Source organism: Paenibacillus phoenicis (assembly GCF_034718895.1).
Lineage (GTDB): Bacteria > Bacillota > Bacilli > Paenibacillales > Paenibacillaceae > Fontibacillus > Fontibacillus phoenicis.
Map to the genome: position 1 here is coordinate 4,574,680 of NZ_JAYERP010000001.1, position 12,826 is coordinate 4,587,505.

A 12,826-nucleotide genomic window follows, 5' to 3' on the forward strand; every position below is an offset into this window, starting at 1 on the left:
TGGGCCATTATGGCTAGTTATAATTTTGCAGAAATCATTCGGACATCGGCCGCTCGCGCCTCTTCCCGTATTGCCATTTTGGCTCAGGGGAAGGTCATCAGCTACGGAGAACTCGTGGAGCGGGTCAATCGGGCCGGCAATCTGTTCCTGCATCTTGGCGTAAAGCCGGGAGACCGTGTAGCCGTCTTATTTATTAATGATTACCGCTTCCTGGAGATTTGCTTCGGTTTGATCTCCATCGGAGCCGTTCCGGTTCCCATGAATTCCAAGCTTGGAGCCGAAACGCTGGCTTATGTGTACGAGAACAGCGGAAGTCGGATGCTGGCCTATCATGCGGTGTTGGTTGAGAAGGCGCACAGCATCGAGCGGTTGACTCGCGTTGAGGTGAGTCTCCTATGCGGAGCAGAGGACAACCTACCTCAGGACGGCGGGGGTTCGCTCAACTACGACGAGCTGGTAACAGCTCAATCCAATCAATTGGAACTGTATCCGACTCAGGAAGAAGACCTTTGTCTGCTTCCCTATACCTCGGGATCCACGGGCAAACCGAAAGGCTGCCGACTCACGCACGGCGGACAACGCTGGAATGTCTCCGTGATCGTCGAAGCCCGGGGATTGAAGCCGGATGCCCGCATTGTCATTTCTTTGCCTTTATATCATAAGAACGCCATGGTTTCGATGAAAACTGTATTTTATTCGGGCTCTTCCGCCGTGATTCTGCCTGATGCCGTACCGGCCGATATTTTGCAGGCTATTGAGACTCATCGCTGCACCTATATTTCGGGAGTTCCCGCTTTATACCGCATGCTGGTGACTCATATCAAGAATTCACCGCGGCCTTATGATCTTAGCTCGTTGGAGTTTGCGCTTTGCGGATCTTCCGATGCTCCAGTGGAACTGCTTGAGGATATACGAAAATGGATGGGAGTTGAAGTTTACGAAGGATATGGCCTAACGGAAGGAGGGCCGGTCGTCTTGGAATCGTCCAAGGGAAGACAACGGCCGGGTTCAGCGGGGCATCCCCTTCCAGGAGGCCGGATTAAGATCGTCGACTCCCAAGAGCAGGAGGTGCCACCCGGAACAACAGGGGAGCTTTGGGTAAGCAATCCTGGTGTAGCGGATGGTTACTGGAACTTGCCGGAGGTATCGAAGAAGAAGATTACACCGGATGGTTGGCTGAAGACAGGAGACATGGCTTGGCAGGATTCAGAAGGGTTCGTCTACATCGTCGGGCGTAGGGACGACATGATCAACGTTGGCGGTGAAAACGTGTATCCGAAGGAAGTGGAAAATCTCCTTCTCAAGCATCCGCAGATTGAGGATGTCTGCGTTCTACCAACCGCCCATCCCATTAAAGGTGAGGTGCCTGTGGCCTTTGTCGTGACTCGGCAAGCGATCGACAAGGAGGACATCAAACGCTTCTTCATTGAACATGGTCCGGCTTATGCTCATCCGCGGGAAATATTCTACCTTGAGGCGTTACCGTTGACAGGTCCGGGCAAGGTGGATCGGACGAAACTAAAGCAAATGTTAGCTGAAATCATTCAAGAGAAGTCAAGAAAAGGAGAGGAATGAATATGAGAGCAGCACTTATCGTACAACATGGGGATCGTAATAACGTCGTGGTGGGGGAACATCCGAAGCCGATAGCAGGTGAAGGAGAAGTTGTGGTCAAGGTGAAGGCCGTATCTCTAAACCACTTAGATATCTTCGTGCGCAGAGGGATTCCGGGGAGAACTCTGGAGCTTCCGCATATTTCAGGCGGCGACGTAGCGGGGATCGTCGATGAGGTTGGACCTGGCGTCGACCACGTTCAACCAGGAGACCGCGTATTGATTGACCCGCACATTCCTGGCAAGGGAGCGCTGGGTGAAGATACGACGGGAGGCTTGGCGGAGTTTGTCAGTGTACCGGCCCAAAATCTGATTCCTCTGCCGGAAGACATTTCCTTCGAGGAGGCTGCAGCACTGCCGATCGCTTACGGGACAGCATGGAGAATGCTGATTACGCAGGGAAAGCTGCAGGCGAATGAAACCATCGTTATTCTTGGCGCCAGCGGCGGGGTAGGGAATGCTGCCGTGCTGATTGCAAAACTGGCGGGAGCGAAAATTATCGCAGCCGCAGGTTCTGACGCCAAAACCGAAAAGCTGAAAGAATTGGGCGCGGATTATGTGATTAACTACAACAAAACCGATTTTTCCAAAGAGGTATGGTCCATCACCGGCAAACAAGGCGCCGATATCGTTGTGGATTACACGGGTAAAGCCACTTGGCCGCAAAGCATCAAGGCCACCCGCAAAGGGGGACGAATTCTGACTTGCGGAGCAACGACGGGATTCGAAGCAGTCACCGATTTGCGTTATGTATGGGTTCGGGAAATTTCCATTATTGGCTCTAACGGTTGGGGACCGGGTGACATACCTACTCTGCTGGATTTGGTACGCCAAGGGAAGCTAAAACCGATTATCGACCGTGTCTTGCCGCTTGAAGATATTCGCGAAGCCCATCGCTTGATCGAAGAACGGGAAATTTTCGGCAAAATCATCATTAAACCTTAAATCAACACCGTCATGAAGGGAGAGGAAACGTCTATGGGAACGGATTTGCAGTTTGACCATGCGGTGCATTTCGTAAGCAAGCCGGAAGATCTCATTGCTGAGTTAGCTGAGCTGGGGATTCATACGGTGCAGGGAGGTCGGCATGAAGGGATCGGGACTTATAATTCGCTGACTTACTTTGATTTAAGTTATATCGAATGGATCGGTGTGTTCGATCACCAACTGCTGCCTCCTCATCAAGAGACCCCCCGATACGGGCTGGTCGAGACATTGGCTGAGGATGGCTACACCGAGGGACTGAGCCGCATCGGTGTTCGCACCCAGCGGATTGACGAGCTGGCAGTCCATCTGGCTAACCAGGGCCTCGAGGTCGTTGGCCCGGTGGATTGCAGCCGCCGTCGCCCGGACGGCAAGCTGATTAGCTGGAAGCTGTTATTTGCGGGTCAGCCGGAAGGCGGATTGCCGCTCCCGTTTTTTATCCAATGGGATGATTCCGACGAGACCCGGAGAGCGGAGTTAACGCAGCATGGCACAATTGCTGAGCACGGCCTTGGTCCACTGAAGCTGGATTATGTGGCTTTTACTGTACACAATCTGGCGAAGACCGTCGACAATTGGACGAAATGGCTGGGCTTGGAGGCAGAAGCTCACGGCTATGACGACGTTTGGCAAGGGAAGAAGCAAACCGTTCGTTTAGGAGACGTCTCCCTCGTATTCATCGAACCGGATCAAAACGGGACTGCCTCGACGTTTCTGCAGAAGCGGGGAGAACGGCCGTTTGCTCTCGGTTTGACCGGAGGGGCGGCCCGGGCGGTTCAACCTTATTTGAATCTTCATGGTTCCATTTATCATTTGGCATAGGCTTTGAAAGTGGTTTGAACAGGAAGGAGAGGTATCGCATGGCGGCGGGCGTCAAGAAAGGTAAGAAGTCGAAAGCCATAGGAGTCACGATTACGCAAGTTGCCATTGTTGTCGCACTGTTAGTGTGGATGGAAGTGGCCGTTGCGAACGATTGGGTCAATCGTGTGTTTATGGCTTCCCCGTCTCAGATCGTAGACGAATTGATTTATATGTTGAAGGAGAATACATTGTGGCCGCACTTGTCCATATCCTTGCAGGAGGTTGCGGTGGGTTATCTCATTTCCGTTGTCGCGGGAATTGGCCTGGGCGTCCTGTACGTTTCGTTCCCGCTGGTGGAGAAGTTGCTGGACCCGTTTGTCGCGGCTGCAATGGCTGTGCCGAAGACTGCTGTGATGCCGTTGCTCATCGTGTGGTTCGGAATTGGGTTTAAGAGTAAAGTCATCCTCGTCTTTTTATTTTGCTTTTTCAACATTTTATACAATACGGTTACCGGCGCCAAACAGACTCGGATCGAGCATTTGAAGCTGGCTCAGGTGTTTAAGGCGAGCCGGGCTCAGACGGTGTTCAAGGTGTTGCTGCCCTCAGCGCTTCCCTCCATCTTTAATGGGTTGCGGGTGACCGCAGCTACGGCCATTACCGGGGTGGTGTTCGCTGAAATGGCCGCAGCCAAGAACGGTCTCGGGTATGTACTAAATGAAGCTCAAGCGGTGTTGAACACACCCAGATTGTTCTTGGTGATTATTCTGGTAACGGTGCTTTCTGTGCTGTTCGTTGCTCTCGTCAATTTGATTGAACGACTGGTTTGCCGTCGCTGGACGCCTAGACGTTCTGCATAACGAATGTAAATTCCAAAGAGGAGTGTAGAGATATGTATTTAAAGAAAACCATTCACTTGTTGATCGCCGTGATACTTGTTCTTTCCCTGGCTGCTTGCGGATCGTCCAATGAATCCAAAGCGGGGAATTCCACCAATACCGGCACGGCTAACAATGCAGAGGCTGCTTCGGCAGAGCCCGCTGAAACCGCCGAACCGAGTGAATCTACGGTCGATATCGCTGCGGGGATTCCGCCTTGGCAGGGTAGAGACAATAAAGAAGTTACGCTCACCGTTGGTTTTTCCAAGGGGATGACCGGTATCGCCAACCAATTTGCTGTTGCTAAAGGCTGGTATGAGGATGCGGGCATTCATTTGAACTTCGTGGATACCCCGAACCCGGTATCTGCCTTTGGGGCAGGTGAGGTGGATCTCGCGGATGGAGACCCGGGTACTTATATTCCGGCCATCGTCAACGGAGTGAAAATCAAGGTTGTCAGCAACATGTGGCGGAACCGCGGAGCTTATTGGATCATTGCCAAACCGGAGATTAAGTCGTTTGCCGATCTGAAGGGCAAGACGGTTGGATCTGCTCAAGCCATCGGCGGCATGGCTCTGACCTTGATGGAGGTGCTGTCCCAAAACGGGATCGATCCGAAGAAGGACGTCGAGCTAGTACCTAACGGCTTCTATCAATCGGCCTATGCTACCTTCGTGTCCGGGGAAGTCGATGCAACGATTATTCATAATCCATACGCGACTATGGTTGAGAAAAATGGGGAAGGCAATGTACTTGCGAAAACCTGGGAATACTTGCCTGATTATCATACCGGCGTTTTGGTGGCCAGCCAAAAATTGATTGATGAGCAGCCCGACGTGGTGGAGCGGGTATTGGAGGTTTATTTCTACGCTAACGAATACGCCAAAACGCATTTTGACGAGTTTATCCCTTGGGCCGCCGAATATTTGAACCTTGACGAAGAGACGACTCGTGAGGCAATTGAAGCGGAGATCGAATTGTGGGAGAACAATCCGATCGTGGATGTGGACCGCTTGCAGGTCACTGAGGATCTGTTGACGGAATACGGCATGCAGCGCGACAAGGTTTCCGTGGATGGGACTGTTGATAACCAATTCGCGGAGAAGGTAGCGAAAACCTTGAAGCTGGACAAATACAAAACGGAGAACTAACAGGAGGAAGCCGACAGAAAGGAGCGGGTAAATATGCCGACCATCGAGCTTCGGAACATCACCAAGGAATACGAGAATGTCGACGGGGAGCAGACCTATGCGCTGCATAACATCAACCTGACGGTTCAGGATGGCGAATTTGTCTGCGTGCTGGGGCCAAGTGGCTGCGGAAAGAGCACCTTGCTGGAAATTACTGCCGGGCTGTTGAAACAGACAAGCGGAGAGGTGCTGCTGGATCAGGTGCCTCAATCGGGAACCAGCCGCAACATTGGTGTAGTGTTTCAAGATTCCGCCTTATTTCCCTGGAGAAGCATCCGTCGTAATATCGAATTTGGACTGGAAATTTCCGGCATGAGCCGCGCAGAACGACGTGACCGGGTTCAACGGACGATCGAATTGGTTGGTCTGAAAGGATTTGAAAACAAATATCCGCATCAGCTGTCCGGGGGGATGCGTCAGCGGGCGGGCTTAGCCCGAACGCTGGTGGCCGATCCCGGAGTCATCCTGATGGATGAACCGTTCAGTGCAGTTGACCACTTGACTCGGATTACCCTGCAGGATGAGATCATCCGCATTTGGGAGCAGGAGAAGAAGACGGTGTTTTTTATCACCCACGATGTAGCCGAGGCCGTTTACTTGGCTACGCGGGTTGTATTATTAAGCCCTCGTCCTGGCCGAATTCAGCAGATATTCGATGTGCCTTTTGATCGGCCGCGTAACCGTAACGATATGGAGCTGCTGAATATCGTTGAGAAGATTTATATGGCGATTAACAATCCTACCGCAAGCGAAAAGACGGAATACTTTATCTAACTGTGTGTAACTGTGGTTCGTACGGGAGGTTTAACAATGAAGATTGTAATCACCGGCGGCAGCCGGGGGATTGGATTAGCCGTCGCCAGGGAACTGTCAGCAGCGGGCCACGAACTGCTGCTTACCGGCAGAACGGCGGCGGATTTGAATGCGGCCAAGAATGAATTGGCTGGAGCTGCACTCATTTATTCGGTCGATCATGCTCGTGACGAGGCGCCGGACGAAATTATTACTTATATGAAGGAACAGGAATTTCATCCGGATGTGCTGATTCTAAATGCGGCAGCCTTCTATGATCAGACACGCTCAGTCGTAGAGCCTGATGCCAGTGAGCTGTCTCGTATTTTACAGACGAATGTGGTTTCCAATTACCGGTGGGTGCAGAAGCTGCTGCCGTATTTGCGGCAAGGACAGTACCCGAGAATCATTGTAATCGGATCGACTACAGCGTTACGTGCCGATACCTCGTTGTACGGTATATCCAAGGCAGCTCTCCGCAATTATGTACTGGGCTTGCGCGAAGAGCTGAAGCCTGCCGGTGTCGGAGTCACCTTGATTCATCCAGGTGGTACCTTTACGGAACGCCGCGTTCCCGATGAACGGATCGGGATTGGTCCTGACCGTTTACTCGAGGCACGTGATGTGGGTCAATTGATTGCAGCGATACTAACTTTAAGCCCGCAGGCCGTTGTTGAGGAGCTCACGGTCCGCCCGCTTTTGGGAGATACGTTCTGATTCACGTTTCGAGGAGTCAATATCAAGGCGTATATTCCTCATAAAACCAATATTCCTTTATTCTGGTTGACGAAAGCATTTGAAAGTAGATAAGATGGGATGGAATGCTTATATAGGAAGAACCATAAGAATAGAGGGGCGTTATAGGTTGGACCAATTTCATATTGAAATAGATTTGGCTTTGGGGCGCATGTTTGAAGTATTTAATTTAATCAATAAAAAACCAAAAGAATATGTTCCAGGTCTGGTTTTATATTTTTCCGAGATTCATATGATCGAAGCCATAGGCAGGCATCCGGACTCGAAGCTGACAGAGATCGCACAAACCTTGAACATCACCAAAGGTACTGCATCGAAAACGATTGCTAAGCTGGTTGATAAAGGACTTGTCTCCAAATATCAATTGGAGAAGAACAAGAAGGAGGTCTATTTTCGGCTTACGGAGATGGGGCAGCTTGCTTTTGACGGGCATTATCAATATCACGAGTCCAGGAGCGCGGACATTGACCGCGAGTTCGACAGTTACTCTCCCGAAGATCAGAAGCTTATATTAGATTTTATACGGAAGTATACCGAGGAGTTGAAACGATACCTGGATTAATTAAGGAGGAGAAGCGCGCATGAGCTTGGAGAAGCCTCAGTTGGATTTCACGGCCACGAAAGAACAGTTAGAGGAGAGGCTGTTGGAAATTCGGCGTAATTTGCACCGGGAGCCGGAATTGTCTAATGAGGAATACGAAACGACTCGGAAGCTGAAAGGGTGGTTGAAGGAGGCTGGCATCAAAGTACTGGATTTGCCCGCACTAAAAACGGGGGTAATTGCGGAGATCGGCAGTGGAGAGGGACCGATAGTGGCTCTTCGTGCGGATATCGATGCGTTGCCGATCGATGAGCAATCGGGAGTGCCGTTCAGTTCAACGGTACCGGGTAAAATGCATGCTTGCGGTCATGACTTCCACACCACAGTGGCGCTCGGTGCAGCTTACCTGCTGAAAGAGCGGGAGGAGGAGCTTGCGGGAACGGTGCGCATCGTGTTTCAGCCGGCCGAAGAGACGGGGCATGGGGCGAAAGACGTGCTCGCTTCCGGCGGCCTTGACAACGTCGCAGTGATCTTTGGTTTGCACAATGACCCAGACTTGGAGGTCGGGGAGCTGGGTACCTGTGCTGGCCCAATCACAGCAGGCGTGGATCGGTTTGAGATCGTGATCAATGGAGTTGGGGCCCATGCGGCTTCGCCTGAAAAGGGCACAGACACGATCGTGGCTGCGTCACAAATTGTGCTGGCGCTCCAAACCATCAGCAGCCGGCTCGTCAGCGCGCTGGATTCCATCGTGGTCAGTGTGACCCGTATTACCGGCGGAAACACCTGGAATGTGCTGCCCGCGACCGTAGAGCTGGAAGGCACGGTTCGGACATTGAATGTGGACGTTCAAAAACGTGTACCGGAGCAGATTCGCCAAATTCTCGCCGGAATCGGCGCTGCCGCGGGAGTTACGGCTGAGCTGCGTTGGTATCCCGGCCCGCTGGCGACGATTAATGATGCCTTCTGGTCAGAATTTGCCGCTGAGGCCGCCAGAGAAACTGGCTATAAGACAAAAGTTCTGGGGCCGAGCATGGGCGGTGAGGATTTCTCCTTTTACCTGCAGGACATCCCGGGAGCATTCGTGTATGTGGGTTCGAGCTCGTCTTATGCTTTACACCATCCGAAATTTGCCCCGAACGAATCGGCGATACTGCCTGCTGCCGAATATTACAGCCATCTGGCCGTTCGAGCCATTAATGAATTAAGTCAAGAGTAACTGTGAACAGCAATCGGTTCCCTCTAGTGGGAACCGATTTTTGTTGTCAAGATATATAAGGATGAGTGACGGTATCAAACCATAATAAGAACTGATTTTCAAATAAATTACAAAATGACGAACAATATTAGCAACATTCATATTGAATATTCGTTTTTTCTGTTGACATTTTAGGACCCTCCGCCTAGAATAAATCATGTGATAAGCCTTGCTGACATGGCTTGTCTGGATATCGACAAAACCGCATAGTTCTTTTCGTATAATTCCGGGAATTGGCCCGGAAGTCTCTACGAGGTCACCGTAAATGATCTGGCTACGAAAGGAAGAAACGAACGTATAGTTGAAACAGGTTGGGTAAAGTTCGGGGATGTTGCTCGGACGAATGCTGCGATGCTTGCTTCACGGAAGCCTATGGCTGTTGGCTGATCCGAACGATCGTTTCTTCTGGATGTACGGTAACCCGAGGGATGTCGCCTCGGGCTTTTTGTCGTTTTCCGAAGGAAATTCAACAAAGTGGTGCTGTCATGCCAGTTGTTTGAACCTGGATTGTCAATTTTTAAGGGGGAGTAATTTTATCATGGATCGGTTTTTTAAACTGAAACAGAACGGTACAACGGTACGTACGGAAATTATGGCGGGCCTGACCACATTTATGGCGATGGCCTACATCCTGACGGTTAATCCGAACACGCTGACGGCGTTTGGCCAGATCGAAATGGGGTGGTACTCCGTATTCTTGGCAACGGCGCTTTCCGCTGGGATTTTCACGATTGCCATGGGCCTTTTCATTAACTTTCCTGTGGCGCTTGCGCCGGGTATGGGTCTGAATGCGTATTTTGCGTCCGTGATTTTGTCGTCGGCGACAACGGATCATCCGTTTACTTGGGAAATGGGCTTAACCGCTGTATTCATTTCCGGTTTGATCTTCATCCTGTTGACTTTAACAAAAGTTCGTCAAATGCTGCTGGATGCCGTTCCGGATTCGTTGAAGCATGCGATTACGGTCGGGATCGGGTTGTTCATTACGATTATCGGTCTGAAAAACAGTGGTCTGATGACCATCGGCGTTGAAGCCGGTAGCGATATTCCGGCGAACACATTCACCGATGTGCTTTCCTTTGAAACGGTAATTCATTTAGGCAGTCTGGAGAATACAGACGTACAGCTCACTTTGATTGGCTTGTTGCTGATCGGGGTTTTGATGGTGCTGCAGGTTCGCGGTGCGATTTTGCTGGGGATCCTGGGAACGACGGTTATCGCTTTGCTGATGGGTGTGGTGGACTTCGGTACTTTGTCCGATCCGCAAACGCCTTGGGTTCCGGACTTCACGCAAATCAACTTTGCACGCTTTGACTGGGACGGCATTTTGCATACGGGTATTATTTCCGCGATTGCGACTTTTACTTTCGTGGAATTGTTTGATACATTTGGTACTTTGGTAGGTACAGCTTCCCGTGCTGGGATCATGAAGGATCCGGAAGAAGGCAAAAAACGCGTCGGCAAAGCCATGCTGGTTGACGCAGCGGCTGTTACTGGCGGCGCACTGCTCGGGACTTCGACGACGACAGCTTATATTGAAAGTGCAGCTGGCGTAGCTGAAGGTGGACGTACGGGCTTAACCGCCCTCACGACGGGGATTTGCTTCTTGGCCGCCTTGTTCTTGGCTCCGATCGCAGCTTTGATTCCTGGTGCTGCAACGGCTGCAGCCTTGATCATTGTTGGTGTCCTAATGGTTCAATCGATCAAAGAGATCGACTTCTCCGATATGGTTGTAGCCATCCCTGCGTTCTTGACGGTAACGATGATGCCGTTCACCTATAATATTGCGAACGGGATTTCATTTGGGATTGTGTTCTATGTGGTGCTAGCCTTTGCGGCTAATCTGATCGGCAAAAAGAAATACAACATCCACTGGTTAATGTGGGTACTGTTCGTTCTAATCATTCTTCGTTATATTTTCCTTGGCAGCCAAGGTTAATGATGAACTAACGGTCTCTCAAGCCTGCAGTCCCTTTGAGGATTGCAGGTTTCTTTTTTAATAGTAGTAGATTCTCGATTATATGCGACGATTTCCAAGTATTGCATTTGTGTTTGCTTGTGAGGTTTGGTATATTATAAAAGTCGCTCACGGCGATGAGGTGTTTGCGAAGAAGATTGAACTTGATGGTCGAAAAAACGATCGAAAAAAGTTCTTGCATCCCAACGAATCACCTGATATAATATAAGAGTTGTCGCCGATAAGACGACAACGAAGTTGATCTTTGAAAACTGAACAACGAGTGAGTATTAAACCGAGATTTAATTCTCGTCAGTTTTGAAATGAGCAAGTCAAACACTTTATTTTATTGGAGAGTTTGATCCTGGCTCAGGACGAACGCTGGCGGCGTGCCTAATACATGCAAGTCGAGCGGAGTTCATCGGGAGCTTGCTTCGGATGAACTTAGCGGCGGACGGGTGAGTAACACGTAGGCAACCTGCCCGTAAGACTGGGATAACTACCGGAAACGGTAGCTAATACCGGATACGCAAGTTTCTCGCATGAGGGGCTTGGGAAAGGCGGAGCAATCTGTCACTTACGGATGGGCCTGCGGCGCATTAGCTAGTAGGTAGGGTAACGGCCTACCTAGGCGACGATGCGTAGCCGACCTGAGAGGGTGAACGGCCACACTGGGACTGAGACACGGCCCAGACTCCTACGGGAGGCAGCAGTAGGGAATCTTCCGCAATGGACGAAAGTCTGACGGAGCAACGCCGCGTGAGTGATGAAGGTTTTCGGATCGTAAAGCTCTGTTGCCAGGGAAGAACGTCTTAGAGAGTAACTGCTCTAAGAGTGACGGTACCTGAGAAGAAAGCCCCGGCTAACTACGTGCCAGCAGCCGCGGTAATACGTAGGGGGCGAGCGTTGTCCGGAATTATTGGGCGTAAAGCGCGCGCAGGCGGCTGTTTAAGTCTGGTGTTTAATCCTGGGGCTCAACCCCGGGTCGCACTGGAAACTGGACGGCTTGAGTGCAGAAGAGGAGAGTGGAATTCCACGTGTAGCGGTGAAATGCGTAGAGATGTGGAGGAACACCAGTGGCGAAGGCGACTCTCTGGGCTGTAACTGACGCTGAGGCGCGAAAGCGTGGGGAGCAAACAGGATTAGATACCCTGGTAGTCCACGCCGTAAACGATGAATGCTAGGTGTTAGGGGTTTCGATACCCTTGGTGCCGAAGTTAACACATTAAGCATTCCGCCTGGGGAGTACGGCCGCAAGGCTGAAACTCAAAGGAATTGACGGGGACCCGCACAAGCAGTGGAGTATGTGGTTTAATTCGAAGCAACGCGAAGAACCTTACCAGGTCTTGACATCCCCCTGACCGGATCAGAGATGATCCTTTCCTTCGGGACAGGGGAGACAGGTGGTGCATGGTTGTCGTCAGCTCGTGTCGTGAGATGTTGGGTTAAGTCCCGCAACGAGCGCAACCCTTGACTTTAGTTGCCAGCAGGTCAGGCTGGGCACTCTAGAGTGACTGCCGGTGACAAACCGGAGGAAGGTGGGGATGACGTCAAATCATCATGCCCCTTATGACCTGGGCTACACACGTACTACAATGGCCGGTACAACGGGAAGCGAAGGAGCGATCTGGAGCGAATCCTTGAAAGCCGGTCTCAGTTCGGATTGCAGGCTGCAACTCGCCTGCATGAAGTCGGAATTGCTAGTAATCGCGGATCAGCATGCCGCGGTGAATACGTTCCCGGGTCTTGTACACACCGCCCGTCACACCACGAGAGTTTACAACACCCGAAGTCGGTGAGGTAACCGCAAGGAGCCAGCCGCCGAAGGTGGGGTAGATGATTGGGGTGAAGTCGTAACAAGGTAGCCGTATCGGAAGGTGCGGCTGGATCACCTCCTTTCTATGGAGAATCGTCTTCTGGAACGAAGACATTCAAATATACTACTCACTCGTTGCTCAGTTTTGAGAGTTCAACTCTCAAACTTATCTTTCCAAGACTTACCGGTTGAACGGTGAGCGAAGAAATGATAAGATAGTCTTCCGCCGGTAAAACGGCGAAG

10 protein-coding genes, 1 rRNA gene and 1 riboswitch are annotated in these 12,826 nt (G+C 51.1%); all 11 genes read left to right on the plus strand.

What is annotated here, in order from left to right; translation table 11 throughout:
• Nucleotides 1-9 precede the first annotated feature (9 nt).
• A complete protein-coding gene (locus tag U9M73_RS21350; protein ID WP_323079029.1) occupies nt 10-1,575 on the plus strand; it encodes a class I adenylate-forming enzyme family protein in 1,566 nt (521 codons plus the stop codon).
• A 2-nt stretch (nt 1,576-1,577) separates the two neighbouring features.
• Entirely contained in the window at nt 1,578-2,558 is a 981-nt protein-coding gene (locus U9M73_RS21355) for a zinc-binding dehydrogenase (protein WP_323079030.1), read from the plus strand.
• Nucleotides 2,559-2,591: 33 nt separating this feature from the next.
• Complete coding sequence (locus tag U9M73_RS21360; protein ID WP_260071752.1) at nt 2,592-3,419, plus strand: VOC family protein; 828 nt, start codon at nt 2,592-2,594, stop codon at nt 3,417-3,419.
• Nucleotides 3,420-3,457: 38 nt separating this feature from the next.
• Nucleotides 3,458-4,255, plus strand: a complete 798-nt coding sequence (locus U9M73_RS21365) for an ABC transporter permease (RefSeq protein ID WP_260071753.1) — start codon at nt 3,458-3,460, stop codon at nt 4,253-4,255.
• 32 nt (nt 4,256-4,287) lie between these two features.
• Entirely contained in the window at nt 4,288-5,424 is a 1,137-nt protein-coding gene (locus U9M73_RS21370; protein ID WP_260071754.1) for an ABC transporter substrate-binding protein, read from the plus strand.
• A 33-nt stretch (nt 5,425-5,457) separates the two neighbouring features.
• Nucleotides 5,458-6,237 (plus strand): ABC transporter ATP-binding protein, encoded by a 780-nt coding sequence (locus tag U9M73_RS21375; protein ID WP_260071755.1) that lies wholly within the window; start codon nt 5,458-5,460, stop codon nt 6,235-6,237.
• Nucleotides 6,238-6,273: 36 nt separating this feature from the next.
• On the plus strand, nt 6,274-6,972 hold the full coding sequence (locus tag U9M73_RS21380) for an SDR family oxidoreductase (protein WP_260071756.1): 699 nt from the start codon (nt 6,274-6,276) through the stop codon (nt 6,970-6,972).
• A gap of 148 nt (nt 6,973-7,120) precedes the next feature.
• Nucleotides 7,121-7,573 (plus strand): MarR family winged helix-turn-helix transcriptional regulator, encoded by a 453-nt coding sequence (locus tag U9M73_RS21385; protein WP_260071757.1) that lies wholly within the window; start codon nt 7,121-7,123, stop codon nt 7,571-7,573.
• Between the two features lie 19 nt (nt 7,574-7,592).
• Nucleotides 7,593-8,771, plus strand: a complete 1,179-nt coding sequence (locus tag U9M73_RS21390) for an amidohydrolase (RefSeq protein ID WP_323079031.1) — start codon at nt 7,593-7,595, stop codon at nt 8,769-8,771.
• A 235-nt stretch (nt 8,772-9,006) separates the two neighbouring features.
• Nucleotides 9,007-9,107: riboswitch (purine riboswitch) on the plus strand.
• Between the two features lie 241 nt (nt 9,108-9,348).
• Nucleotides 9,349-10,749: an NCS2 family permease gene (locus tag U9M73_RS21395; RefSeq protein ID WP_009226962.1), complete on the plus strand. Its 1,401-nt coding sequence runs from the start codon at nt 9,349-9,351 to the stop codon at nt 10,747-10,749.
• A gap of 364 nt (nt 10,750-11,113) precedes the next feature.
• A 16S ribosomal RNA gene (locus tag U9M73_RS21400) occupies nt 11,114-12,666 on the plus strand.
• Nucleotides 12,667-12,826 lie beyond the last annotated feature (160 nt).